24 protein-coding genes, 3 pseudogenes and 1 riboswitch are annotated in these 23,576 nt (G+C 66.7%); of the genes and pseudogenes, 16 read left to right on the forward strand and 11 right to left on the reverse strand.

Annotation, left to right across the window (positions count from 1 at the left end):
• Window positions 1-48 precede the first annotated feature (48 nt).
• Both CXY78_RS08470 and CXY78_RS08475 read left to right on the forward strand, forming a co-directional pair.
• A complete protein-coding gene (locus CXY78_RS08470; protein ID WP_092340375.1) occupies window positions 49-903 on the forward strand; it encodes a universal stress protein in 855 nt (284 codons plus the stop codon).
• Window positions 904-966: 63 nt separating this feature from the next.
• Window positions 967-2,721 carry a GAF domain-containing sensor histidine kinase gene (locus tag CXY78_RS08475; RefSeq protein WP_092340374.1) on the forward strand — a complete coding sequence of 585 codons (1,755 nt, stop codon included), beginning with the start codon at window positions 967-969 and terminating at the stop codon, window positions 2,719-2,721.
• Here CXY78_RS08475 and CXY78_RS08480 read toward each other — a convergent pair.
• Both CXY78_RS08480 and CXY78_RS08485 read right to left on the reverse strand, forming a co-directional pair.
• A complete protein-coding gene (locus tag CXY78_RS08480; protein ID WP_092340373.1) occupies window positions 2,621-3,307 on the reverse strand; it encodes a response regulator transcription factor in 687 nt (228 codons plus the stop codon). The genes CXY78_RS08475 and CXY78_RS08480 overlap by 101 nt on opposite strands.
• Before the next feature lie 93 nt (window positions 3,308-3,400).
• A complete protein-coding gene (locus tag CXY78_RS08485) occupies window positions 3,401-3,709 on the reverse strand; it encodes a metal-sensitive transcriptional regulator (protein WP_104089193.1) in 309 nt (102 codons plus the stop codon).
• 136 nt (window positions 3,710-3,845) lie between these two features.
• On the opposite strand from CXY78_RS08485, the gene CXY78_RS08490 reads away from it, so the two are divergent.
• The 5 genes from CXY78_RS08490 to CXY78_RS08510 all read left to right on the forward strand — a co-directional run bounded on the left by CXY78_RS08490 (window position 3,846) and on the right by CXY78_RS08510 (window position 8,736).
• Window positions 3,846-4,067 carry a heavy-metal-associated domain-containing protein gene (locus CXY78_RS08490; protein ID WP_092340371.1) on the forward strand — a complete coding sequence of 74 codons (222 nt, stop codon included), beginning with the start codon at window positions 3,846-3,848 and terminating at the stop codon, window positions 4,065-4,067.
• The gene (locus CXY78_RS08495) at window positions 4,067-6,307 is read left to right on the forward strand and encodes a cation-translocating P-type ATPase (RefSeq protein ID WP_092340370.1); all 2,241 of its coding nucleotides are present in this window, start codon (window positions 4,067-4,069) and stop codon (window positions 6,305-6,307) included. Before CXY78_RS08490 ends, CXY78_RS08495 begins: the two co-directional genes overlap by 1 nt.
• Window positions 6,308-6,480: 173 nt before the next feature.
• Window positions 6,481-8,145 carry an FAD-dependent oxidoreductase gene (locus CXY78_RS08500; protein ID WP_092340369.1) on the forward strand — a complete coding sequence of 555 codons (1,665 nt, stop codon included), beginning with the start codon at window positions 6,481-6,483 and terminating at the stop codon, window positions 8,143-8,145.
• Entirely contained in the window at window positions 8,142-8,444 is a 303-nt protein-coding gene (locus CXY78_RS08505; protein ID WP_092340368.1) for a rhodanese-like domain-containing protein, read from the forward strand. The genes CXY78_RS08500 and CXY78_RS08505 overlap by 4 nt, the downstream gene beginning before the upstream one ends.
• 1 nt (window position 8,445) lies before the next feature.
• Window positions 8,446-8,736, forward strand: coding sequence for a metal-sensitive transcriptional regulator (locus tag CXY78_RS08510; protein WP_092340367.1), 291 nt, complete (start codon window positions 8,446-8,448; stop codon window positions 8,734-8,736).
• Between the two features lie 273 nt (window positions 8,737-9,009).
• Here the strand turns inward: CXY78_RS08510 and CXY78_RS08515 are convergent, their stop codons facing one another.
• From CXY78_RS08515 to arsB, 3 genes are read right to left on the reverse strand one after another with little or no spacing between them, the layout of a single operon-like run.
• Complete coding sequence (locus CXY78_RS08515) at window positions 9,010-9,648, reverse strand: arsenate reductase ArsC (protein ID WP_092340366.1); 639 nt, start codon at window positions 9,646-9,648, stop codon at window positions 9,010-9,012.
• Window positions 9,649-9,650: 2 nt separating this feature from the next.
• Entirely contained in the window at window positions 9,651-10,052 is a 402-nt protein-coding gene (locus CXY78_RS08520) for an arsenate reductase ArsC (protein WP_092340365.1), read from the reverse strand.
• Between the two features lie 15 nt (window positions 10,053-10,067).
• Window positions 10,068-11,096, reverse strand: coding sequence for an ACR3 family arsenite efflux transporter (arsB, locus tag CXY78_RS08525; RefSeq protein ID WP_233206143.1), 1,029 nt, complete (start codon window positions 11,094-11,096; stop codon window positions 10,068-10,070).
• Between the two features lie 180 nt (window positions 11,097-11,276).
• Between arsB and CXY78_RS08530 the strand changes: the two genes are divergently transcribed.
• The 4 genes from CXY78_RS08530 (at window position 11,277) to crcB (ending at window position 13,159) form a co-directional block, all read left to right on the forward strand.
• Entirely contained in the window at window positions 11,277-11,651 is a 375-nt protein-coding gene (locus CXY78_RS08530; RefSeq protein ID WP_233197461.1) for a helix-turn-helix transcriptional regulator, read from the forward strand.
• A gap of 72 nt (window positions 11,652-11,723) precedes the next feature.
• Window positions 11,724-12,224, forward strand: coding sequence for a universal stress protein (locus CXY78_RS08535; protein WP_092340363.1), 501 nt, complete (start codon window positions 11,724-11,726; stop codon window positions 12,222-12,224).
• Window positions 12,225-12,233: 9 nt separating this feature from the next.
• Window positions 12,234-12,303, forward strand: a riboswitch (Fluoride riboswitch).
• A 41-nt stretch (window positions 12,304-12,344) separates the two neighbouring features.
• Window positions 12,345-12,782 carry a CrcB family protein gene (locus CXY78_RS08540; protein WP_092340362.1) on the forward strand — a complete coding sequence of 146 codons (438 nt, stop codon included), beginning with the start codon at window positions 12,345-12,347 and terminating at the stop codon, window positions 12,780-12,782.
• Window positions 12,779-13,159 (forward strand): fluoride efflux transporter CrcB, encoded by a 381-nt coding sequence (gene crcB / locus CXY78_RS08545; RefSeq protein WP_092340361.1) that lies wholly within the window; start codon window positions 12,779-12,781, stop codon window positions 13,157-13,159. The genes CXY78_RS08540 and crcB overlap by 4 nt, the downstream gene beginning before the upstream one ends.
• Before the next feature lie 109 nt (window positions 13,160-13,268).
• On the opposite strand, the gene CXY78_RS08550 is transcribed toward crcB, so the two are convergent.
• From CXY78_RS08550 to xylA, 3 genes and pseudogenes are all read right to left on the reverse strand, one after another.
• The gene (locus CXY78_RS08550) at window positions 13,269-14,150 is read right to left on the reverse strand and encodes a thioredoxin domain-containing protein (protein WP_233197460.1); all 882 of its coding nucleotides are present in this window, start codon (window positions 14,148-14,150) and stop codon (window positions 13,269-13,271) included.
• Between the two features lie 169 nt (window positions 14,151-14,319).
• Window positions 14,320-14,505: pseudogene (locus CXY78_RS08555) on the reverse strand (sugar phosphate isomerase/epimerase); the annotation flags it as partial.
• A gap of 119 nt (window positions 14,506-14,624) precedes the next feature.
• Window positions 14,625-15,824 (reverse strand): xylose isomerase, encoded by a 1,200-nt coding sequence (gene xylA, locus CXY78_RS08560; RefSeq protein WP_092340359.1) that lies wholly within the window; start codon window positions 15,822-15,824, stop codon window positions 14,625-14,627.
• Between the two features lie 306 nt (window positions 15,825-16,130).
• On the opposite strand from xylA, the pseudogene CXY78_RS08565 reads away from it, so the two are divergent.
• Window positions 16,131-16,473: pseudogene (locus CXY78_RS08565) on the forward strand (D-arabinono-1,4-lactone oxidase); the annotation flags it as partial.
• Between the two features lie 17 nt (window positions 16,474-16,490).
• On the opposite strand, the gene CXY78_RS08570 reads toward CXY78_RS08565, so the two are convergent.
• Window positions 16,491-17,336, reverse strand: a complete 846-nt coding sequence (locus tag CXY78_RS08570; RefSeq protein ID WP_092340358.1) for an NAD(P)-dependent oxidoreductase — start codon at window positions 17,334-17,336, stop codon at window positions 16,491-16,493.
• Between the two features lie 36 nt (window positions 17,337-17,372).
• The gene (locus tag CXY78_RS08575; protein ID WP_092340357.1) at window positions 17,373-18,377 is read right to left on the reverse strand and encodes an aldo/keto reductase family protein; all 1,005 of its coding nucleotides are present in this window, start codon (window positions 18,375-18,377) and stop codon (window positions 17,373-17,375) included.
• A 145-nt stretch (window positions 18,378-18,522) separates the two neighbouring features.
• On the opposite strand from CXY78_RS08575, the gene CXY78_RS08580 reads away from it, so the two are divergent.
• The 4 genes and pseudogenes from CXY78_RS08580 (at window position 18,523) to CXY78_RS08595 (ending at window position 22,844) form a co-directional block, all read left to right on the forward strand.
• Entirely contained in the window at window positions 18,523-19,779 is a 1,257-nt protein-coding gene (locus tag CXY78_RS08580; protein WP_092340356.1) for an ROK family transcriptional regulator, read from the forward strand.
• Window positions 19,776-21,053 (forward strand): multidrug effflux MFS transporter, encoded by a 1,278-nt coding sequence (locus tag CXY78_RS08585; protein ID WP_233206133.1) that lies wholly within the window; start codon window positions 19,776-19,778, stop codon window positions 21,051-21,053. Before CXY78_RS08580 ends, CXY78_RS08585 begins: the two co-directional genes overlap by 4 nt.
• Window positions 21,054-21,221: 168 nt before the next feature.
• Window positions 21,222-21,926 carry a phosphatase PAP2 family protein gene (locus CXY78_RS08590; protein ID WP_092340516.1) on the forward strand — a complete coding sequence of 235 codons (705 nt, stop codon included), beginning with the start codon at window positions 21,222-21,224 and terminating at the stop codon, window positions 21,924-21,926.
• A 43-nt stretch (window positions 21,927-21,969) separates the two neighbouring features.
• Window positions 21,970-22,844, forward strand: a pseudogene (locus CXY78_RS08595) (FAD-dependent oxidoreductase).
• Between the two features lie 34 nt (window positions 22,845-22,878).
• Here the strand turns inward: CXY78_RS08595 and CXY78_RS08600 are convergent.
• Window positions 22,879-23,406: a hypothetical protein gene (locus CXY78_RS08600; RefSeq protein WP_134505331.1), complete on the reverse strand. Its 528-nt coding sequence runs from the start codon at window positions 23,404-23,406 to the stop codon at window positions 22,879-22,881.
• Between the last annotated feature and the right edge of the window lie 170 nt (window positions 23,407-23,576).

A 23,576-nucleotide genomic window follows, 5' to 3' on the forward strand; every position in this document is an offset into this window, starting at 1 on the left:
GCGGGGGACTCCACTGCTGCGACCTGTGATCAAGAACGAGGTAGAGCAATGAACCGGATGATTGTGGTTGGCATCGACGATTCGGACGCCGGCGAGACCGCCCTCGCGTGGGCCATGGCCCGCGCTGAGAACGTCAAGAGCCCGGTGACGCTCATGCACACCGTGTACGAAACCTGGCTGGCCGATGGCTACGGCTACTACGACTCCATCCTCGACGCCGAGAAGAAGCTGCTCACCGAAGCCGGCGCCCGCGCCGTGGCCCTCGCCCCCGGCGTCACCACCCACACCGAACTGCGCACCGGCAGCGCACCGCGCGTGCTGAGCGAACTTTCCAAGGACGCCGACCTGGTCGTCGTCGGAACCGACCAGAAGGGCCGGGTCGAGGGCGAACTGTTCGGCAGCGTGAGCCTGCAGATCGCCGCGCTGGCAACCTGCCCGGTCGCCGTGATTCCCTCGCTGCCCGAGACCGAGAGAACCGGCGTCTACGTCGGCGTCGACGGCTCGGCCGACTCGCTGACCGCCGTGGCGTTCGCCGCCGCCGAGGCCGACCGCACCGGCCAGGAACTGTACGCCCTCTATGCGGTGCACCTGCCGAATCGTCGCGTTCTGCGCAGCATTCCGGCCGACGCCGTGACCGAGCGCATGGAAGAGGAGCGCGTTGTGCTCGCCGAGTCCGTCGCCGGCCTCACCACGCAGTACCCCGACCTCGTGGTGCACCAGGTTCTGGAGACCGACGAATCGCCGGCCCGCGCACTCGTTGCGGCCGCGCAGCACGCCCAGTTGCTCGTCGTCGGCAGTCGCGGCCGGGGCTCACTGCAGCGCCTGCTCATGGGTTCGGTCAGCCACGAAGTGCTGCTGCACATCTCCTGCCCGACAATTGTCACCAGAACCACCCATAAGTAGCCTCATGCACCCGAAATCATGCCAAGGTTAGACCACCGGATGGCATGAGGGTGGGGGACGACGATGACGGATCAGACCGCCGCCGAACTTGCCCTCACCCAGGATCGCATGCGCGGTTTGCTCGACGCCGTCGTCTCGGTGGCTGAAGACCTCAGCCTCGAAGCGGTGCTTGAACGCGTCGTTACAGCGGCCTGCCAGCTCGTGCAGGCCCGCTACGGCGCGCTCGGCGTGATCGGCGAGGGCCAGGCGCTCAGTCACTTCGTCACCGTGGGCTTCGACGAAGAGACCGTGCGCCAGATTGGCGCGCTACCCACCGGGCACGGCGTGCTCGGCCTGCTCATTCGAGAACCGAACCCTATTCGCCTGCACGACCTGCACGATCACCCCGACTCCTTCGGCTTTCCCGCCCACCATCCGCCAATGAAGTCGTTCCTCGGGGTTCCGGTGCGGGTGCGCGACACGGTCTTCGGCAACCTCTACCTCACCGAGAAAGAGGGCGGAGGGGACTTCACCGACGAAGATCAGACCCTGGCCGTGGCACTCGCCGCGGCCGCCGGCGTCACGATCGAGAACGCCCGCCTCTACGACGAGGCCCGTGCTCGCTCTCGCTGGCTCGAAGCGGTCGCCGCGATGGGCCGCGACCTGCTGCGACCGGTCGACGGTGAAGACAACGGCCTCGACCTCGTCGTTCAGCGCGTACTCGTGGCTTCCGGTGCCGAACTGGCCGTGATCGGTTTTCCCACCGACGACAGCCTGTACTGTGCGGCTGCGGCCGGCACGGATGGCACGACTGCGGCGGGACTGCTCGGCACGACCGTGCTGTTGCAACCCGGTGTGCTGGCCGAGATGCAGGCCACCGGCCGCTCCGCCACGCTCGCCACTCCGCCCCTCCAGATAGCGGATGCCACGCCCGGCTCGGCCGCAAAGTGGTCGCACCTGGGGTCCACCCTCATTGCCGCCCTGGGGCCGGCCGGCGACGGGCAGGGCGTGATTCTGCTGTCGCGCGCACCGGCATCCGCTCGATACAGCGTCACCGATGTGGAGATGAGCGCGGTCTTCGGCACGCAGGTGTCACTCGCGCTCGAACTGGCCTCCGTGCACCGTATGCGCGAAGAGCAGGCCGTGCTCGGCGACCGCGACCGCATCGCCCGCGACCTGCACGACCTGGTCATTCAGCGGCTGTTCGCCGCCGGGCTGAGCATGCAGAGCCTGCGGCGGTTTACCAACGATTCCGTAGCGCTCGACCGCATCAACGCCGTCACGAACGAGCTCGATGACACCATTCGGGAACTGCGCGACACGATCTATTCGCTGCGCGGCATGGCGCAAGACACCGGCACGCTCAGCAGTCGCATTCTGGCCGTGATCAAGGAGGGGGCGGCGAGCCTGCCGTATGCGCCGCGCATCCGTTTGTCCGGGCCGATCGATGCGCCGCTCGCCGATGACCTCGCCAGCAGCCTGCTCGCCGTGATCTCGGAAGGCCTCAGTAATGCTGCGCGGCATTCGCAGGCGAGCATGATCGACATTTCGGTCGATGCCCAAGACGACCGCATCAAGCTCGTCATCGCCGACAACGGTTGTGGTTTCAGTAAACCCACCCGGCGCAGCGGCCTGGACAACCTCAAACAAAGAGCGGCGCTGCTCGGCGGCAAATTCTCGGTGCGCAGCGCCCCCGGCGAGGGCACCCGGCTGCGCTGGTCTGCGCCGGTGCCGGAGATTACCGTTGGTGTTCGTCTCCACGTTTCGCAACGTACACGGCAGCCTGGGTTCGGCGCTGAAAATCCAGCTTCGCCAGCATCGACGACACGTAATTCTTGACCGTTTTCTCGGCCAGGAACATGGTCTGACCGATTTCACGGTTGGTCAGTCCCTCGCCGATCAGGTCGAGCACCTTGCGCTCCTGCGCGGTGAGCGACGCGAGACGGGCGTCTAGCGGGTCGGCCAGGCCGGTGATGATGCCCGCCTTGACCGCTGGGTCGAACAGCGACTCACCGGCGGCCGCGCGACGGATCTTGTCGAGCAGGTCGGTGCTGCGAATTTCCTTCAGTACGTAGCCTGCCGCACCGGCCAGCACGGCGCCACGTAACGCCTGCTCGTCGTCGTAACTCGTGAGAATGAGGCACTGCAGGGCCGGATTGACCGAGCGTACGTCGCGACACACCTCGATGCCGGTGCCGTCGGGCAGGCGGGCGTCGAGAATGGCCACGTCGGGGCGCAGCTTCGGGATCAGCACGGTGGCTTCCACCGCCAAACCGGTGTCGGCGACGACGTCGAAGCCCTCGCCCTCAAGCAGCTCACGCAGGCCCCGGCGCACCAGTTCGTGGTCGTCGAGAATGAAAACGCGGATCGGAACGGCGAATGATGCCTCGACCGTCGTCTGGGGCGCGCTGTGCGGCAGGTTCATTGTGGTCCTTCCCGAATGGGCACGCTAGCTCTATATGTATTAACAGTGTCGCGCGCGGCGCAGCCCGGCGACTAGGGCCAAAGGTCCGGTCCTTTAGGAGCGAACCAGCCGAGCGATGGCCGCGGATGCCTCCTGCAGCTTGGCCTCGGCTTCGGTGCCGCCGGCCATGGCCGCGTGCAATACGCAGTGGTTGAGGTGGTCATCGAGCAGGCCCAGAGCGACCGATTCGAGGGCGCTCGTCATGGCCGAAATTTGCGTGAGAATGTCGATGCAGTACTTGTCGTCGGTGACCATGCTCTGCAGGCCGCGGGCCTGACCCTCGATGCGACGCAGGCGCTTGAGGTAGGCGTCCTTGTTGGAGATGTAGCCGTGCGGGCCGTCGTGGCTCTCTGACTCGGTCATGACATTGTCCTTTGCGTCGTTCGTGAACCCCATGCTTAACTGTACCCCCTCGGGGTATAGTAGGGGCAAAGGTACCCCCAAGGGGTATGCTCGAATGAATACCCATTCGGGGGTAGAAAACAGTTAGGAATTTTCGATGAGCACCACGACCGCCTACAGCGTTGATGGAATGACCTGCGGCCACTGCGTCGCCAGCGTGACCGAAGAGATTACAGCTCTCGCGGGCGCCGAGAACGTTACGGTCGACCTCGTCAAGGGCGGTACCTCGCAGGTCACCGTCACGAGCGCCGCCACGCTGGACCGCGCCCTGGTTGCCGCGGCCGTCGAGGAGGCGGGCTACCAGCTGGTAGCCGCCTGATGTCTGCCGATGTGGGCCAGCAAGTTGATCTGCTCGTTGGGGGCATGACCTGCACCTCGTGTGCGGCCCGCATCGAGAAGAAACTCAACCGAATGCCCGGGGTCGAAGCCAGCGTCAACTACGCCACCGAAAAGGCGAGCGTTTTCGTGCCGGCCGGCACGAGCGTCGATGACGCCATCAAGACCATCGAGGCCACCGGCTACACGGCCGTGCTGCCAGCTCCGGTCACCGTGGACCCCGCCGCGGCCGCCGTCGACCCTGAGCTTGCGTCGCTGCGGCAGCGGCTGTTGATCTCCGCCGCGCTGACCCTGCCGGTCGCCGCCCTGTCGATGATTCCCGTGGTGCAGTTCACGAACTGGCAGTGGCTGGCCCTGACTCTCGCGGCCCCGGTCGCCATCTGGGGTGCCTGGCCGTTCCATCGCGCCGCCTGGGTGAACGCCCGGCACGGCGCCGCCACCATGGACACCCTGGTCAGCGTCGGCGTGCTCGCCGCCTTGGGCTGGTCGCTCTACGCCCTGTTCTTCGGCATGGCCGGCATGCCGGGCATGACCATGAGTTTCACCTTCTCGGCTACCCCGGGGGCCGGCACCCACGAGATCTACCTGGAGGTGGCATCCGCTGTCACCGTGTTTATTCTGGCCGGTCGGTACGCGGAAGCGCGGGCCAAGCGCAACTCCGGCGCGGCACTCACGGCGCTGCTCGAGCTCGGTGCGAAGGAGACTACGCTGCTGCGCGATGGTGTGGAGAGTCGCATCAGCACCGCGTTGCTCGCGGTCGGCGACCAGTTCGTGGTGCGGCCGGGTGAGAAGGTCGCGACCGACGGGGTGATCGTTGATGGCGCGAGCGCTATCGATGCGAGCCTGCTCACCGGCGAATCCGTACCGATCGAGGTCGGTCCGGGCGACAGTGTTGTGGGCGCCACGCTGAACTCCGGCGGGCGACTCGTCGTGCAAGCCACGAAGGTTGGTGCCGACACTGAGCTGGCCCACATCGGCCGGCTGGTGGAGCAGGCGCAGACCGGCAAGGCCGAGGTACAGCGCCTGGCCGACCGGGTTTCCGGCGTGTTCGTGCCGATCGTGATCCTCCTCGCGCTGGCGACCCTGGCTGGCTGGCTGCTGGTCGGTGCCGGCGCCGCGATGGCGTTCACTGCGGCCGTCGCGACCCTGATCATTGCCTGCCCGTGTGCGCTCGGGCTGGCCACGCCGACCGCACTGCTGGTGGGAACCGGGCGCGGCGCGCAGCTCGGTATTCTGATCAAGGGGCCGCAGGTTCTCGAATCCACGCGCCGGGTCGACACGATCGTTCTCGACAAGACCGGCACGGTCACCACCGGGCGAATGACGCTGTCGACCGCAGATATGCACGAGTGCGGCTCTGAAGATGAGCTGCTGGGGCTGGCCGGGGCCGCGGAAAGCGGGTCGGAGCATCCGATCGCGCGGGCGATCACGGCCGGCGCTGTATCGCGCCTGGGCGCGGTGCCGGCTGCGTCGGAGTTTCTGTCGGAGCAGGGCCTGGGCGTGCAGGCGCTGGTTGACGGACGCCTGGTGCTGGTTGGACGGCCCGTCTGGCTGGTCGAACGATGGGGGCTGGTGGTGCCGATCGAGATGCAGGCCGTGATGGGAACGGCCGAGGCGCTCGGCAAGACGGCCGTCATGGTGGCGTGGGAGGGCAAGGTGCGCGGCGTGCTCACCGTCGCCGATACCCTCAAGCCCACGAGCGCTGCGGCGATCGCACGTTTTCGTGCCCTCGGGCTGACGCCGATGCTCGTGACCGGTGACAATGTCGCCGCGGCGCAGAGCGTGGCCGCTCTCGTCGGCATTACCGACGTGACCGCCGGGGTGCTGCCGGCCGACAAGGCGCGGGTGATCGCTTCTTTGCAGGCGCAGGGGCACGTGGTCGCGATGGTCGGGGACGGCGTGAACGATGCGGTCGCGCTCGCCACCGCCGACCTCGGCATTGCCATGGGGTCGGGCACCGACGTGGCCATCGAGGCGAGCGACTTGACGCTCATGCGCAGCGACCTGCTCGCCGCAGCGGATGCGATACGGCTGGCCCGCCGCACCCTCACGACGATCAAGGCCAACCTGTTCTGGGCCTTCGCCTACAACGTCGCGGCGATTCCGCTCGCAATGGCCGGGCTGCTGAACCCCCTGATCGCCGGGGCCGCGATGGCCCTGTCGTCGATCTTCGTGGTGACGAACAGCCTGCGCCTGCGCGGTTTCCGAGCCCAACCCGCTTGAGCATTTTGTGGACAGGGCCCAGGCCCCGTCCACGGGCCCAGTTTATAGACTGGGCCCGTGTTCATAACGTGGGCCCGGGGAGCGGATGCGGCCGCGCGGCCCTCACCGGCGCCTGCTCCGCCCGCAGGTTTGTGCGCGCATACCCCTGGGGTATCCTTGACCCGGAGGCACACGTGAAAATCATCATTGTAGGCGGAGTTGCGGGCGGAATGTCGGCGGCGACCAGGTTGCGCCGACTCGACGAGAGCGCCGAGATCATCGTGTTCGAGCGCGGCCATTACGTGTCGTTCGCGAACTGCGGGCTGCCGTATTTCGTGGGGGGAATCATTCGGGATCGCGGTGACCTGCTGCTGCAGACCCCCGAATCCCTCGGGGCACGCTTCGCACTCGACGTGCGTGTCGGCACCGAGGTCGTGCAGATCGACCGCAAAGCCCAGACCGTCACGGTGCGCGACCTGCTGACCGATGAAACGAGCGTCGAACACTACGACCGGCTCGTGCTCGCGGCCGGCGCTTCGGCCAGGTCCAACGCATCTAAAGACAGCACCGTCCCCACGCACACCCTGCGCACGGTCGATGACGTCGATCACATCACCGCGGTGCTGGCGAGCGTCGCAGCGGCATCCGCTGTGGTGATCGGCGGCGGATTCATCGGCCTCGAAGCCGTCGAAAACCTCGTGCACCGTGGCGTGCACGTGACCCTCGTGCAGCGCGGGCCGCAGATCTTCACCCCGCTCGATCCCGAGATGGCCGCTCCCGTACTCGATCGCCTGCGTGAGCGCGGTGTCGACGTGCGCCTGAACGCCACGGTCACCGGAACGTCGGCCCTCGGCATCATGCTCAGCGACGGCAGCACCGTGCCCGCCGACCTCGTGATCGACGCGAGCGGCGTGCGCCCCGACGTTACCCTGGCCGCGCAGGCCGGCCTCCGCATCGGCGAGAGCGGCGGCATCTGGGTCGACGGCACCCAGGCCACGAGCGACCCGCACATCTTCGCGGTCGGCGACGGCGTCGAGAAAACGGATGCCGTCAGCGGCTCCGGCACGCTCGTCACCATGGCGGGCCTCGCGAACCGACACGGCCGCTCCGTGGCCGACAGCATCGCAGGCACTCCCGGGCAGGCTGCCCCGGCGCTCGGTACGTCGATCGTGGCCATCTTCGGTCTCACCGTAGCCCTGGTCGGCTGGAGCGAGAAACGCCTGGTCGAAGCGGGCCTCGCCCACCGCATCGCACACACGCACCCCGCCAACCACGCCGGCTATTTTCCCGGCGCGGAGGGGATGTCCATCAAGCTGCTCATCGACGCCGAATCCGACGCCATCCTCGGCGCCCAGATCGTGGGCGGCTCCGGGGTGGACAAGCGCATCGACGTGCTCGCGGTCGCGATGGCGGCGGGGCTGAGCGCATCCGCTTTGACGCGCCTCGAACTGGCCTATGCGCCGCAATATGCCTCCGCAAAAGACCCGATTAACCAACTCGGCTATGTCGCGTCGAACCTCGCCGAGGGCACGAGCGTGAACCTGCAGTGGCACGAGTTGGCGGCCGCGCGCGCGCACGGCGCCGTGCTCGTCGACGTGCGGTCGGCCGGCGAATTCGCGGCCGGCAGCATTCCGGACGCACTCAACGTGTCGCTCGACGACCTGCGCGCCAGGCTCGACGAGCTGCCGCGCGTGCCTCTGATCGTGCACTGCCAAGTGGGCCAGCGCGGGCATACCGCCGCGCGCATTCTCACCCAGAACGGATTCGACGTGCGCAATCTTGACGGCGGCTATCGCACCTGGCTGGCCGGAACGTCTAGCCTTGTTGTTTCCCCCATTGCTGAAAGGGTCCTCGTATGAAAGAGATCACCGTCACCGAGCTGAACGCGCTCACCGAACCCGTCGTCATCGACGTGCGCGAACCGTGGGAGTACGAAGCCGCCCACGTGCCCGGCGTCGTGCACGTTCCGATGGGCGAGGTTGTCGAGCGGATCGGTGAGATCCCAGCGGATGTCCCGGTGCACGTCATCTGCGCCCTCGGCGGTCGCAGCGCCCAGGTCGCCGAGTATCTGGCGGCCCACGGCCATGACGCCGTGAACATCGCCGGCGGCACGACGGCCTGGCAGCAGGCCGGGCTTCCCACCGAGCAGGGGGCCTGAGGTGGCGATCTCGTCGGTGACCGATGACACGGCGGCCAGGGCTGCCGAGCAGAAGAAGATCCTCAACCGGTTGCGCCGGGCGCAGGGGCAGCTGACGGCGGTGATCGCCGCCGTCGAGGGTGGCGGCAACTGCCGCGACGTCGTCACTCAGCTCGCCGCCGTGTCGAGCGCGCTCGACAAGGCCGGCTTCGTCATCGTGTCGACCGCGATGCGCGACTGCATCGCGAATCCCGACAACGAGAACTCAATGACGGTGCCCGAACTCGAGAAGCTGTTCCTGACGCTCGCGTAGCGGGGCGGGCCTCCGTTTCGCCACGTTTGCGCATGTGTCGCGCCTGAAACGGGTGGCCGCTACGCCGGTTACCGTGGCGCGCACCCGTATCGGGCGCGAGCATCCGTAGTGCCGGCCAATCGCTGCCGTGAGTCAACGGATGCCGCGACCACCGGGCCCACGTTATAGCCCCGGGCCCAGTTTATAAACTGGGCCCGGGGACGGGGCCTGGGCCCCGTCCGGGTGGGGCGGCATCCATTCGCCGGGCCCACCTGGCCCCGACCGCAGGGTGGGTCAGGCGACGGGCGTCACACCGAGGCCGGCGAGCATTTCGATGACATGTGCCTTGATCTGGTCGCGGATGCGCCGCACCTCCTCGATCGGCTGGCCGGCCGGGTCGACGAGTTCCCAGTCGACGTAGCGTTTGCCCGGGTAGATCGGGCAGGCGTCGCCGCAGCCCATGGTGATGACGACGTCTGCTGCCTGCACGACGTCGTCGGTGAGCGGCTTGGGGAACGCCTCGTCCAGCGACAGATTAAGTTCGGCCATAACCGCCACCATGGTGGGGTTCAGCGCGGAGGAGGGCATCGATCCGGCCGAACGCACGTGCACCGAGCCGCCCGACAAAGCGTTGGTGAACACCGCGGCCATCTGTGACCGGCCAGCATTCTGCTCGCAGACGAACAATACCTCGGGAACCGAACGGCCGATCGCACCCTTGGCCTGGGCCAGCGCGGTGAGGCGCTCCCGGGCAAAGTGCGCGGTGCGGGTCGTCAGGTGTGCCTTCACGCTCGACGTGCGCAGCAGCCCGGTATAGCTCTCGAGCACGTAGCGCTCAACGGTCTCGGCGGCGAAGACTCCGTGAAACTGCTCAGCGAGATCGGCGGCGAGGCGTCGCAGCGACTCCTCGGGATAGGTCAGGCCGGGCAGCATCGTCAGGCGACCGGCAGAATCTCGGCCAGCAGCGCCTCGATGCGCGCCTTGATCTCATCGCGAATGGGGCGCACGCTCTCGATGCCCTGGCCGGCCGGGTCGGCCAGCTCCCAGTCTTCATACCGCTTGCCCGGAAAGATCGGACAGGCGTCGCCGCAGCCCATGGTGATGACGACGTCGGCCTGCTTGACCGCCTCGGTCGTGAGAATCTTCGGCACGTTGTGCGCGATATCGATGCCCTCTTCGGCCATCGCGGCGATCGCGACCGGGTTGATCTGGTCCTTCGGCTCGGAGCCGGCCGAGAACACGTCGACGCGTCCCTGCGCGAGCGCGGTCAGATAGCCGGCGGCCATCTGCGAGCGGCCGGCGTTGTGCACGCAGACGAACAGTACGGAGGGTTTCATTGGGGTCTTCCTTCTTTAGACGAGAGTGGATGCCGCGGCGGGCGTCGGCGGCGGGGCCGCCGGCATCCGCTCGGGAAAAAGTCGGGGCTTGAGCCAGAGCGCCACGTAGACGAGGGCGACCAATGCAGGAACCTCGATCAGTGGACCGACGATGCCGGCCAGGGCCTGGCCGCTGAGCGCGCCGAAGGTGCCGATCGCGACGGCGATGGCGAGCTCGAAGTTGTTGCCGGCGGCGGTGAAGGCGAGCGTCGTGGTGCGCTCGTAGCTCAGGCGCAGCAGGCGTCCGGTGACGAAGCCGACCAGGAACATGACCGCGAAGTAGACCAGCATCGGCAGTGCGATGCGGGCGACGTCGCCGGGGTGGTCGATGACCTGCTGCCCCTGCAGGGCGAACAGCATCACGATCGTGAACAGCAGCCCCCAGAGCGCGAACGGGCCGACCCGGGGTAGAAAACGCGCCTCGTACCAGTCGCGGCCGCGGCGGGCCTCGCCGATGCGGCGCGACAAATACCCGGCCAGCAGCGGAATTCCCAGGAATATCAGCACGCTCGCGGTGATCGCCCAGATCGAGAACTCGGCGCTCGTCGTGGGCAGGCCGAGCCAGGCCGGAAGCACTTGCAGGTAGAACCAGCCGAGCGCGCCGAACGCGACGACCTGGAACACCGAGTTCACGGCCACGAGAAAGGCGGCGGCTTCGCGGTCGCCGCAGGCCAGGTCGTTCCAGATCAGCACCATGGCGATGCAGCGGGCGAGCCCGACGATGATCAGGCCGGTGCGGTATTCCGGCAGGTCGGGCAGAAAGATCCAGGCCAGGGCGAACATGAGCGCCGGCCCGACCAGCCAGTTCAGCAGCAGGGAGGAGACCAGCAGGCGCTTGTCGGAGGCGACGGCACGGGCATCCGTGTAGCGAACCTTGGCCAGCACCGGGTACATCATGATGAGCAGCCCGATGGCGATCGGCACGCTGATCGACCCGATCGTGAAGGCGTGCAGCAGCTCGCCGACGGCGGGAACGTACAGGGCCAGCAGCAGGCCGAGGGCCATGGCGGCGAGGATCCAGACCGGCAGCAGCCGGTCGATCGCGCCGAGTCGGGTGGGGGCTGGGGCGGTGCTGCTCACGAATCTCCAATTCTTGGACAGCGATTCGCGGTAACATTGATCGTTGTCGATGTCTACGCTAGAACACTTCATCGACCGATGTCAATCTAAGGAGAGTGTGTTCACGTGTCGTTTACCCAGACCCTGCCACTGACCGACATTTCTCGCCGTTCAACCGACGAAGCGGATGCCTGCTCCTCACCCCAGGCGCGCGCGACCCTCGCCCCCGACCATGCCGACGCCCTGGCCCGCTCGCTCAAAGCCCTCGCCGACCCGGCCCGGCTGCGCATTATCTCGATCGTCTCGGCCCACACCGACCAGGAAGCCTGCGTCTGCGACCTGACCGACCAGCTGACCCTGAGCCAGCCCACCATCTCACACCACCTCAAGGTACTCGTTGAGGCTGGCTTCCTGGCCCGCGCCAAACGCGGCACCTGGTCGTACTACAGCCTGGTACCCGGCTCGCTGAACTCCGTCGCCGGAGTGCTCGCGGCCGTCTGACGCCCGGCGCCACTATCCCTATGGCGGCAAAGCCGCCAAGCTGGTACCGGAAGCCTTTGAAAGGAGCCGGTCGTGAGCACCTACGTGATTGTTGGAGTCACACCCGGCCAGCCCGACGCGGTCGTGCTCGAGGCCGCCGCCTTCGCGGACCGGTTTCACGCCGAGCTGGTCTGCGCCACGGTCGAGCCCGGCCGCTATGTGGTCGATGAGTTCGCCGACGGCAGCATCCTGTCGCTGCCGATCGACCCCGACCTGCTCGATCTGGACGACGAGGGCTTTCCGGTTGCCCTGCGAGCCCACCTGACGACGCTGCTCGACGGCCGTAGCCTGACCTGGTCGACCAGGGCTGTCGCGGGCGACCCGGCCCGCGCCCTGGCCCACCTCGCTGACACGCTGGACGCCGCAATGATCGTGGTCGGCACCCGCGAGCGGGGCGTGCGAGCCAGCGTGCAGGAATTCTTCGGCGGCTCCGTGGCCGTGCACCTCGCGCACCGGCAGCACCGACCCGTCGTGGTCATTCCCCTGGCACCGGTGGCCTTTCGCGACGAACTGCCGTGGGAGTCCACCGATTAGGGCGTGTATTCTGGCCACGGCGATGGATCCCGCCCGAGCATCCGCTCAAACTGCCTGCGCTGATGGTTCCTACTGAGTGCAACAGGTAGGTGAACCATCGCCACGATCACGCCACGAGCCGTGCACCTGAACTGGCGCTACCTCGGCCTCGTCTTTCTCGGCGGAACCGTGGGCACCGCCCTGCGCGAGGTGCTCGGTCTGGTGCTGCCGCCCATCGATCTGGCCGGCGTCCACCTGCCGCTGACCACCCTCGGCATCAACCTGTTCGGAGCCCTGCTGCTCGGGCTGCTGCTCGAAGCGCTCGTGCGCCTCGGCCACGATGCCGGCGGCCGCCGCACCGCGCGCCTGCTGCTCGGTACCGGCTTGCTCGGCGGATTCACGACCTACAGCGCCCTCGCCACCGACAGCGCTCTGCTCCTTCACGGCGGCGCCATCGGACTGGCGATCGCCTATGCGCTCGGCACGGTTCTGCTCGGCGGCCTCGCGACCTGGCTCGGAATCGTGCTGGGCGCGGCACTGCACCGGCGCGGCGAATCCTCTCGGGGGGAAAACGGATGACCCCGCTCCTGTTCTTAGGCATCGCTGCGGCCGGCGGCGTGGGCGCGTCCGCACGCCTGTTTCTGGACGGCTTCGTGCGCACCCGTCTGGGCGGCGCGTTTCCGTATGGAACCACGATCATCAACGTGAGCGGCTCGCTGCTGCTCGGCCTCGTCACCGGCCTCGCCATGAACCTCCTGCTCATGCCGGAGTGGAGCCTGGTGCTCGGCGTCGGCCTGCTCGGCGGCTACACGACATTCAGCACGGCCAGTTTCGAGACCGTGCGGCTGGCCCAGGCGCACCGGTATCTGGCCGCACTGGTGAATGGAGTCGGTATGCTCGCGGCATCTGTTCTGGCGGCCGCGCTCGGGCTCTGGGCCGGGCTCGCTCTCGGCTAAGGGCTAAAGCCCAGCCGCGGCATCGGGCCCATGTTCCGTCCACGGGCCAAGTTTATAAACTGGGCCCGTGGACGGGGCCCGGGCCCCGTGCAGAGTGGAAGCGGGCGGGCTACTCGCCTGCCGCGGCGGTCGTCTGCGCGGTCACGAAGGCCTCGAAGGCGGCGGCATCGGTGAAGGAACCGGTGTAGCTGACACCGTTCACGAGCACGGTGGGCGTTCCCTTGACCTTCTCGATGTCCGAGTTGGGGATGGGGCCGTTGAGCGCGCGCTGGGTTGAGGCGTCGACCCAGTCGGCGTAGGTCTGATCCTTGATGCAGCTGGCGACGTCGGTGGAGGTCACCCCGGCGCCTTCAACGAGGGTGGTCAGTTCGGCATCCGTGAGGCCGGTGGAGTTCTCGGCGGGCTGGTCGGCGAACATGGCCGAGTTGAAGGCCAGAAAGTTGTTGGGGTCGTAGTCGGCCACACAGGCGGCGGCATTGGCGGCACGCGTGGCGTACTTGGTGCCCGACGACAGACGGTCAAGAATCGAGATCGGGTGGATCTCGACCGTGGCGTTGCCCGCGGTGACCCAACTGGTGATCTGCTCACTGTTGGTGGTCTCGAAGTTGCCGCAGATGGGGCAGAGGTAGTCGACGTACATCACGATGTTCGCCGTGTCGGTCAGGGCGCTCTGGTCGGTCGCAACCGGTTCGGCGTCGGCGGCGAGGGGGGTCGAGGTGGCCGCGGAGACCGTGGTTCCGTCGCTGCCGAGCAGAATTCCGTCGCTGGCCATGTTGGCCGGGCCCTGCGCCGCCGGCGCGGTGACGTTGTTCACGATGACAAGGGTCACGATGGCGACCACGGCGAGCAAGCCGATGCCGATGCCGCCGCGCAGAAAGAGGCGACGGCGCTTGTCCCGCTTGACCTGCTCGGCGCGCATCAGCCTGGCGTGTTCGCGGGCCTCCTCGCGGCGGTCTTTCTTGGGCGGACGGGCCTGGCCGGAAGTGCTCATGCGGGTGTTCACCATTCGTTCGTCGCTGTGCTGCCGAAGCAGCCGTGCCTACGACGTTAGCGCTCCCGTCTAACGGCCAGGTTCATGCTGGCTGAAAGGCGGCTGGGAGCCGGCCCTGACGGCCCGAATGGGGGGCAGTAACAAACGGATGCCCGGCGCACGCGAGCGGTCATCGGCGCGTACTGAACGCCGCATCGAAGGCATCGGTCGGTGCGTCAAAGGCGAGCGATCGCACGAAGGCGAGCGCTTCGGGAGCGCCGACCAGGCGGTCCATTCCGGCATCCTCCCATTCCACCGAGAGTGGGCCGTCGTAGCCGATCGTGTTGAGCATGCGAAAGCTGTCTTCCCAAGGCAGTTATGCCCCGGTACACGGTGGCTAGTTCAGAAAAGACCCGGGCCCCGATTTTGCGATGGTGAGCGGGGCGGTCGCATTCGGTTCTTTGGAATTTGCCACGTAGGTGCGGAATGGTGGAGCTAGCGAGCGCCGAGCAGGTGCTCGAGGGCCAGCTGCTGCAGGTGCACGAAGCCGAAGCCCTTGCCGCCGAAGTAGGCGTCGGCGTCGAAGTCCTCGTAGGAGGCGCGGTCCGCCAGCAGATCGTCGTAGCTTTCGCCCGGGGCGAGGGTGTTGTTCGACAGGTCAGGTACCTTCGACGCGGCGAGGGCCGTTTGCACCTCGGGGTCGGCGCGGAATGCCGCAGCCCGCTGCTTGAGCAGCAGGTAGGTGCGCATGTTGGCCGCAGCGCTGGTCCACACTCCGGCGACGTCTTCGGTGCGGCTCGGCTTGTAGTCGAAATGGCGCGGCCCGGTGTAGGTCTGGCCTCCGTTCGGGCCGCCGTTTTCGAGGAGGTCTACCAGAGCGAAGGCGTTCTGCAGGTCGCCGTGGCCGAAGACCAGGTCCTGGTCATACTTGATGCCGCGCTGACCGTTGAGGTCGATGTGGAACAGCTTGCCCTGGTACAGCGCCTGCGCGATGCCGGCGGCGAAGTTGAGCCCGGCCATCTGCTCGTGCCCGACCTCGGGGTTCACGCCGACCATGTCGGGCCGCTCGAGCGTTTCGATGAACGCCATTGCGTGGCCGACGGTCGGCAGCAGAATATCGCCACGGGGTTCGTTGGGCTTGGGCTCAATGGCAAAGCGGATGTCGTAGCCCTTGTCGGTGACATAGTCCCCGAGTAGGTTCACGGCCTCGCGGTAACGCTCGAGCGCCGAACGGATGTCCTTGGCCGCGTCATACTCGGCGCCCTCGCGGCCGCCCCACATGACGAACGTCTTCGCGCCCAGCTCGGCAGCGAGGTCGATGTTGCGCAGCACCTTGCGGAGCGCGAACCGGCGTACGGCTCGGTCGTTCGAGGTGAATCCGCCGTCCTTGAAAACCGGGGCGCTGAATAGGTTTGTGGTGACCATCGGCACGATGAGCCCGGTGTCGGAGAGCGCCTGCTTGAGGCGGTCGATCTGCTGCTGGCGGGCGGCATCCGTTGAACCGAAGTCGAACAGATCGTCGTCGTGAAAGGTGAGGCCGTAGGCGCCGAGCTCGGCCAGATTGGTCACGGCATCGACGACGTCGAGCTTGGGGCGAGTAGGACCACCAAACGGGTCACTGCCGTTGTAGCCGACGGTCCAGAGCCCGAAGGAGAACTTGTCGTCACGGGTGGGGGTCAGGTCGCTCGGTGTCATGTCAGGACGTCCAATTCAGCTGCATCGATGATTTGTTGATTACTCAAACATATACCGAGAGTGGGTGCAGTCGTCAATAGCCGGACTAGCGAATCCGCCGCATCCGGGTAGCTCCAGAATTCGAGTGCCACCAAGCCCAGGTGAACCTACTGGTCCGGTAAGTTGTCCCGAACATCAAATCTCGTGAAGCGGCCGGCATGAAGCAGGAGAATGAACGCAATTGGGCTCGGAACTACCGCTACGGGGCTCCGATCGTGCATCCGACATCGATCGATGAAGTACAAGAGCTCGTGGCTGGGGCCTCGCACCGAGCAACTCGGCGTGGCCGGACCCTGGTCCGAGCGACTGGCGCACTTTCGGATGGCCTTCACTCCGAGCAACGGCGAAAAGTTGCAAAGCGAACACCACGTGCCGCGCGAGCATGCCGTCGCAGCGATCGAAACGATGCGCCCGGATCGCGCTGCTGCTGCCGGCCCTCGAAGCGGCGCTGGCCCCCTTCGCGGTGCGGCCGCATTGGGGCAAACTCTTTCAGACGGATGCCAAGACGCTTGCGACCAGCTTCCCCCGGCTCGGCGATTTTCGAGCCCTTGTTGATCGGCTTGATCCGGCGGACAAGTTTCGGAACGCGTTTGTCGAGCGCCCACGTTGACTACCGATAGTGGCGCATTACACGTGATCGCGCCAGCTGTGCTCGGGGGCGAAGCCGAGCATCCGCTTCGCCTTGTCGATCGATAACAGGGTCTCGTGTTCTCCGACCGCCTTGACGACTCTGACGCTCGGAAAGACCTCGGCGGCCAGGCTCGCGCTCGACCGGCTCATCACCGTGTCGGCGGCCGCGATGATGAACGTCTCGAAACCCGGCTGGGCTCGTTCGAGCGCCCGCAGCACGGCTTGGGCGCCGTCGCGACCGTCGATGTAGCCCCACAGATTCCACTTGCGCAGGGTGGCGTCGTCGTTGAATGTGGGGAAGGCCGCGTAGTCGTCCTCGTCCATCACGTTGGAGAAGCGCAGCGCCGTGATACTCAACAGCGGATCCCAGCGCACGAGCTGGATAGCCATCTGCTCCTCGAGGTGTTTCACGAGTGAATACGTGCTCTCCGGCCGGGCCGGGTACTCCTCGTCGACGGGAATGTAGGGCGGGTCGATATCGAATGGCAGACCGAGGGTCGTCTCACTCGAGGCATAGACGATCGTCTTGATTCCGGCCCGGCGGGCGGCCTGGAAGACGTTAAAGGTCGCGAGCATGTTGTTGTGGAAGGTGGCCACATCGGGCAGAAGGCCAGGAGCCGGGATTGCCCCCAGATGCACGACGGCGTCGAATCCGTCCGTGCGGTCGTCGATGCCGAACATCACGTCGATGACCTGGCCATAATCAGTAAGGTCGATCGTAGTAAATCCCGAACCGCGAGAACCCGTGCGGTCGAGGTTGGTGACGACGTGGCCCTCGTTCGTCAGGCGCGCAACAACGCTGCGCCCGAGCTTGCCACTGCCACCGGTGACGGCGATTCTCATGAATACTCCTTGATTCTAAAAGCGGATGCCGCTGGCTTACGCCTCGCGCTGCTCCGGCGAGGTGGTCTTGCGCGGGTCGAACTCGGCCAGGTCGCGCACGGCGGTGTCGATTCTCGTGAGCACGTCCGCGTCGAGGTGCACACCGGCGGCCTTCGCGTTGTCGGCGACCTGCTCGGGCCGGGACGCCCCCATGATTGCGGATGCGACGTTCTTATGGGCCAGCACCCAGGCGAGCGCGAGCTGCGCCATGGTGAGGCCGAGCTCGTCAGCGATCGGGCGCAATTTCTGCACACCGGTGAGCACCGGCTCGCTCATCCAACGCTTGATCATGTTGGCGCCGCCCTGAGCATCCGTTGCTCGGCTGCCGTTCAGTGGTGCCTGACCAGGCAGGTACTTGCCGGTGAGCACGCCCTGAGCCACGGGGGACCAGACGATCTGAGAGACGCCGAGCTCCTCGGCGGCCGGAACCACTTCGGATTCAATCACGCGCCACAGCATCGAGTACTGCGGCTGGTTGGAGATGAGCTGAATGCCGAGGTCGGTGGCGAGGGCGTGGCCGGCGCGTAGCTGCGTCGCGTTCCACTCGCTTACCCCGATATAGAGGGCCTTGCCCTGGCGCACGACGTCGGCGAAGGCCTGCATCGTCTCCTCGAGCGGGGTCTCCACGTCGTACCGGTGGGCCTGATAGAGGTCGACGTAATCCGTTTGCAGTCGGCTGAGCGAGCCGTCGATCGACTCGAGGATGTGCTTGCGGGAGAGGCCGGTGTCGTTGTGTCCCTTGGGGCCGGTCGGGCCGAAGACCTTGGTGAAGATTTCGAGGGACTGTCGGCGTTCGCCGCGTAGGGCGTCGCCCAATACCTGTTCGGCGACGGTGTTGGCGTAGACGTCTGCGGTGTCGAACGAGCTGATTCCGGCGTCGAGGGCCGCGCGCACGCAGGCCGTCGCGGTGTCGTTCTCAATCTGAGACCCGTGGGTGAGCCAGTTGCCGTAGGTTATTTCTGAAACTTTCAATCCGCTGTTGCCGAGGTATCGAAACTCCATGACGTCCCTGTCTGGCGCCGCAAGTCTGTCAGCACCCTTGATGATTTGTTGACATTGGCAACGTATCACCCGTCGAGCTCATCCGGCGCAGTAACCTGACTTCTGACCGAAAAAAGCGAGCCGGAAGCCGAGAGCAGTGGACGCCATGCAGGGCAATAACCATGACGATGTGCGCAGGCACAACCTGTCGATCATCCTGCGCCTCGTGCATCGCGGCGGCGCAGCGTCGCGCGCCCAGCTCACCCGACTGACCGGCTTGAACCGGTCGACGATCGGCGCGCTGGTCGCGGAGCTGGTCGAGCGCGGCCTGGTCGAGGAACGCACTCCCGACCCCACGAAGCTCGCCGGGCGACCGAGCCCGATCGTGGCGGCAAGCGACCGAATCGTGGCCATTGCGGTGAATCCTGAAATCGACGCGATCACCGTGGGAGCCGTCGCCCTCAGCGGCGTCGTCCACCGGCTCATCCGCTATGCCACGCCGTCGTCGCCGTCAATCGCTGAGGCCGTCACGATCACCGCGGGCATTGTGGCGAAGCTGAAGCGCGACCTCGGCGAATATTCCATAATCGGAATAGGAGTGGCGGTGCCCGGTCTCGTGCGTGCGAGTGACGGTCTGGTGCGTCACGCTCCGCATCTCGGTTGGGTCGACGAGCCGTTGTGCGACCTGCTTGCCGCTGCGACGGGCATTCCGGTCGTCGCGGCCAACGACGCGAGCCTTGGTGTCACGGCCGAACGCTATTTCGGTTCCGGTCAAGGCCTGACCGACCTCGTCTATCTCAACGGCGGGTCGAGCGGCATCGGAGGCGGCCTCGTGATCGGGGGCGTCGCCGCTGGTGGCCAGGCCGGGTATGCGGGGGAGTTCGGCCACACTCGGGTGAGCGACGGCATCGACACCGATTCGGCTGGCATCGCGGGCACCCTCGAAGCCGAGGTCACCCGTCACGCGTTGCTCGCCGCGCTCGGCCTGCAGGCCGGCGAAACGGATGCCGACACCCTCGAACGCGCGCTGCTCGCCTCCGACTCGCTCATCGTGCGCAACCTGGTGAATCGACAGCTCGATTTCCTGGCCATCGCCCTGGCCAGCGCCGTCAACATGCTCAACCCGCAGCTCATCGTGCTCGGCGGTTTTCTCGCCGCGCTCCACGCGGTTGACCCGGAGCGTTTGAACGTTGCCGTCGCCGCCTTGACTCTTCCCGCCGCATTCGCGGAGGTCAGCATCGCGCCAGCTGTGCTTGGCTCCAACCTGCTCATGATCGGGGCGGCCGAACTCGCTTTCGAGGCACTGCTGGTGGACCCGCAGCAGGATCGAGGGAATACTACGGGTCTACCCCTGCTTGGCTTTAGAGCGGCCGACACTGCCGCACCAACTTTCTCAACCAGCCAAGGACATCCGCTTTCGTGATTACTGCCAGCATTCCCGTGGTTAGCGCCGCGCAACTCGCTTCCAAAGCCGCGCACCCCGGGGACAAACTGACCAGGCGTCAGCGAATCGTCTACATTCTCATTCTCGGCGCCCTCACGGCCCTCGGCCCGTTCACGATCGACCTCTACCTGCCGGCCTTTCCGACTTTGGAGAGCGAATTCGGGGTGCTGCCGTCGGTCATTCAGCTGACGCTGACCGGCACCATGATCGGTTTCGGATTCGGGCAGCTGGTGGTGGGGCCGTGGAGCGACAAGGTCGGGCGCCGGCTGCCGCTGATGCTCGCGACCGGTGTGCATATTCTGGCCTGTGTCGGCGCTGCGCTGTCGAACGAGATCGTCATGCTCGCTGTATTTAGGGTGCTGCAGGGCTTCGGCGCCGCGGCCGGCGCGGTCGTCGCGATGGCCATGGTGCGCGACCTGTTCGGCGGCAAGCCGCTCGTGCGTATGCTCTCCCGCCTCGCCCTGGTCAGCGGGCTCGCGCCCGTGCTGGCGCCGGTGATCGGGTCGCAGCTGCTGCTCGTGATGAACTGGCGCGGCATCTTCTGGGTGCTCGCCGCCTACGGTGTCATCGTGATTCTGGCCGTCGCCTTCTGGATCGTGGAGACCCTGTCCGAAAACGAGCGCCACGCCAAGGGCCACAACACCCTGGCCCAGCGCTACAAGGCCGTGCTGAGCGACCGCACCTTCGTGGGTGTCGCCATCATCGGGGCGATGACGTTCACCGGGCTGTTCTCCTACCTGTCGGCGTCGCCGTTTCTGTTTCAGGATGTCTACCAGTTCAGCCCGCAGGAATACGGTCTACTGTTCGCCGTCAACTCCCTCGGTGTGGTCACCGGCGTGCAGCTGAGCTCGCGCCTGATGCACCGGTTCAATATTGGACCCCAGTGGATTCTCTCGGTCTCCACGGTCGTGCTGCTGCTCACCGCCGCTGCCATTGTGCTGCTCGACCTGGCCGGCATGGGACTGTGGGGAACCCTGGTTCCGCTCTGGTTCTTCATTGCGGCCTGCGGCTTCACGCTGCCGAGCGTGCAGGTCATCGCTTTGAACGCGCACGGACATGAGGCCGGCACCGCGGCATCACTGCTCGGTGCGGCCAACTTCGGGGTGGCTGGTCTGATCTCGCCGATTGTGGGAGTGCTCGGAGTGGGAACGGCGATACCGATGGCATCCGTTATGGGCGTCACCGCGGTGGTTTCGCTCCTCTCGCTCTGGCTGATCGTGCGCCCGCGCACCGTGCCAGCGCTCGGCCGCTAGGCCGCGGCCGCTCGGCGCCCGGGCCCACCTTGTAGCCCCGGGCCCAGTCTATAAACTGGGCCCCGTCCGCAATGTGCGCGGCCCGAGCACACGCAGAATACTGAGCGGATGGCCGCGGGCTCGGCCCGGTGCGTGGCCGAATACAGCGGGCAGCCCTACGATGGCGGGATGACTAACCCGGAGCGCGCCGCAGACCGAGCGGCCCGCCGCATCTCCCGCCGTTGGCCCGTCATTAGCGGGCTCTCCGCCGTGGCCCTGGCGGCCCTGCTCGGCCTCGTCGTGGTCGTGCGCGCGAACGGCGTCGCCCTCGAGGTCGACACCGAGTGGATGGACGAGATCATCGAGCACCGCTCGGCGATCTGGGAAATTCCGTCGCTGTTTATGAACGCGCTCGGCGGCGGACTGTTCGGCGTGCTCATCGTTCCGCTGGCCATCACCCTCGCGATTGTGCTCATCAATCGGCCCTGGGCCGCCGGGTACTACCTCGTGGCGACCGTGCTGAGTGCGGGCGGGGTGCAACTCCTGAAGCAATTGTTCGGACGAGCTCGACCCGAAAATATGCTGGTCACCTCGGATTTCGGCTCGTTTCCGTCCGGACACGTCTCGAATGCGGCGACCATGGCCGTCTGCCTCGCCATCATTTTTCCCCGCCTGTGGGTGGCGCTCGCCGGAGCCGCGTACACGATCGTGATGCTGCTCAGCCGCACCTACCTCGGCGCGCACTGGCTCACCGACACCATCGGTGGCCTGCTGCTCGGCGCCGGGGTCGCTGTCGTACTGTGGGCTCCGGTTGCGGCCAAGCTCGACGGTGAACGAGAACTTGCCGCCCGGCGAAGACTTGAGCGCGCACGCCAGAAGGGGACCCCAGCATGACGGATGTGCCGCTCCCCGCTCGGCGCCAGCGTCGGGCGGGATCATGACCGACGTGCGGCACGCCGCGCGCAACGGCGATGTCTCATTCTGGTGGAACCAGCTCGGTCGGCCAGTGCCGCGCGCGCCCCTGGCCGGGTCGACCCGGGCCGATGTCGTCATAGTCGGTGCCGGCTACACCGGGCTGTGGACGGCGTACTACCTCAAGAAAGCGGCACCGCAGCTGCGCATCGTCGTGCGTGCCACCGAGGGGTTCACCGCCGGCCTCAGAGGACTGCACCGAACCTGGCTCCCCATGAATTCGTCGCTGATCGCGACCGAGCCGCTCGCGGCATCCGTGTGGGCGAGTAGTGGCTGGTCGGGCCAGGAAACCCTGGGCGACATGGTCCACGCCTACATGTACGCACAGCGCACCAGCGACGACCGCATCGCCATCGGCGGGCGCGGCGTGCCGTACCGCTTCGGTTCGAAAACGGATGCCGACGGCCAGACCCCGCAGGCCACCGTCGACGCCCTCCGCGACATTCTGGTGAGCTTCTTTCCGGCGACGAAAAGCGCTCGCATCGACCACGCCTGGTCCGGCGTGCTTGGCGTACCACGAGACTGGGCGGCCACCGTCGGTCTCGACCCGCAGACCGGACTGGCCTGGGCCGGCGGCTATGTGGGTACCGGAGTCGCCACCACGAACCTGGCCGGGCGCACACTGACGGGGATCTGATTCTCGGCCGCGACAGCAACCTCGTGCACCTGCCATGGGTGAACCACCGGGTGCGCGCGTGGGAGCCGGAACCGTTGCGCTGGCTCGCCGTCACCGCACTCTACCGGGCCTATTCGCTGGCGGATCGAGCCGAGCTCGCCGGGCGACGCACGACGTCGCCGCTCGCGCGGGTAGCCGACGTCGTGTCTGGCCGGGGGCACTAAAACCGGGGGCCAGCCGCACTTACCGGCGGAGGCTCTAGAGGCCCAGGCGAGCAGCGTGCCGCGTACAGCGATGCACCAGCTGCGGGCGGAGTCGCCCAAGCTCGGCCGCGGTGAGCGGGTCGGGCGGGCGCACGACGGTCACCCCGAGCGTATCGATCATGTTCTCGAAGCCCGATCGGGGCCAGAACTGACCCCGGAGGCGGAGCAGCACGTCGCCGGCGGCGTCCAGCAGGTACAGGTGCGGGAGCGTGTCGACCGTCCCGTTCTGGTACAGATCGACGAGCACGACGGTGGCAATATCAGCCGTTCCAATCGTGGTCAGTCGGCCCAACAGGTCTCGGCTCTCCAAGCGCGCACCCGTCACGGTGACGCACATGTTGCGGGCTCCGAACACGGCGACCGCTCCGAGAACGGTCAGGCCGAGCTGAACGGCGGCGACAAACATCCAAGTGTCGCGGGGAATGGCGAGCCAATACAGCACGATCAGCAGGGGCACGATGAATGACAGCGCAGCGATGATCGACCGCGCCACCAGCTTTCGCCGGGGTCGCAAAATCTGCATTCCGTCCGGCTCGTTCCCCTCGCGCACCATGTGTTTCGTCTCACCCTTCAGGTTCAGTATCCCGCACTTCGAGCGGTATTCCTCTCCTACCCCGAGGGGGTAGACGAAGCGGTCTGAAACGAGTAAATTCTATGACGACGAATCGACAACGACCCGATGTGGCACGCTCG

This window comes from Cryobacterium sp. N19, assembly GCF_002929595.1.
Taxonomy (GTDB): Bacteria; Actinomycetota; Actinomycetes; order Actinomycetales; family Microbacteriaceae; genus Cryobacterium; species Cryobacterium flavum.

What these genes read in the sequence shown, in the direction of transcription:
- CXY78_RS08470 (WP_092340375.1), top strand. Translation starts at nt 49, where the DNA reads ATGAACCGGATGATTGTGGTTGGCATCGACGATTCGGACGCCGGCGAG.
- CXY78_RS08475 (WP_092340374.1), top strand. Translation starts at nt 967, where the DNA reads ATGACGGATCAGACCGCCGCCGAACTTGCCCTCACCCAGGATCGCATG.
- CXY78_RS08480 (WP_092340373.1), bottom strand. Translation starts at nt 3,307, where the DNA reads ATGAACCTGCCGCACAGCGCGCCCCAGACGACGGTCGAGGCATCATTC.
- CXY78_RS08485 (WP_104089193.1), bottom strand. Translation starts at nt 3,709, where the DNA reads ATGACCGAGTCAGAGAGCCACGACGGCCCGCACGGCTACATCTCCAAC.
- CXY78_RS08490 (WP_092340371.1), top strand. Translation starts at nt 3,846, where the DNA reads ATGAGCACCACGACCGCCTACAGCGTTGATGGAATGACCTGCGGCCAC.
- CXY78_RS08495 (WP_092340370.1), top strand. Translation starts at nt 4,067, where the DNA reads ATGTCTGCCGATGTGGGCCAGCAAGTTGATCTGCTCGTTGGGGGCATG.
- CXY78_RS08505 (WP_092340368.1), top strand. Translation starts at nt 8,142, where the DNA reads ATGAAAGAGATCACCGTCACCGAGCTGAACGCGCTCACCGAACCCGTC.
- CXY78_RS08515 (WP_092340366.1), bottom strand. Translation starts at nt 9,648, where the DNA reads ATGCTGCCCGGCCTGACCTATCCCGAGGAGTCGCTGCGACGCCTCGCC.
- CXY78_RS08520 (WP_092340365.1), bottom strand. Translation starts at nt 10,052, where the DNA reads ATGAAACCCTCCGTACTGTTCGTCTGCGTGCACAACGCCGGCCGCTCG.
- arsB (WP_233206143.1), bottom strand. Translation starts at nt 11,096, where the DNA reads ATGGCCCTCGGCCTGCTGCTGGCCCTGTACGTTCCCGCCGTCGGCGAG.
- crcB (WP_092340361.1), top strand. Translation starts at nt 12,779, where the DNA reads ATGACCCCGCTCCTGTTCTTAGGCATCGCTGCGGCCGGCGGCGTGGGC.
- CXY78_RS08550 (WP_233197460.1), bottom strand. Translation starts at nt 14,150, where the DNA reads ATGAGCACTTCCGGCCAGGCCCGTCCGCCCAAGAAAGACCGCCGCGAG.
- xylA (WP_092340359.1), bottom strand. Translation starts at nt 15,824, where the DNA reads ATGACACCGAGCGACCTGACCCCCACCCGTGACGACAAGTTCTCCTTC.
- CXY78_RS08570 (WP_092340358.1), bottom strand. Translation starts at nt 17,336, where the DNA reads ATGAGAATCGCCGTCACCGGTGGCAGTGGCAAGCTCGGGCGCAGCGTT.
- CXY78_RS08575 (WP_092340357.1), bottom strand. Translation starts at nt 18,377, where the DNA reads ATGGAGTTTCGATACCTCGGCAACAGCGGATTGAAAGTTTCAGAAATA.
- CXY78_RS08580 (WP_092340356.1), top strand. Translation starts at nt 18,523, where the DNA reads ATGCAGGGCAATAACCATGACGATGTGCGCAGGCACAACCTGTCGATC.
- CXY78_RS08590 (WP_092340516.1), top strand. Translation starts at nt 21,222, where the DNA reads ATGACTAACCCGGAGCGCGCCGCAGACCGAGCGGCCCGCCGCATCTCC.
- CXY78_RS08600 (WP_134505331.1), bottom strand. Translation starts at nt 23,406, where the DNA reads ATGCAGATTTTGCGACCCCGGCGAAAGCTGGTGGCGCGGTCGATCATC.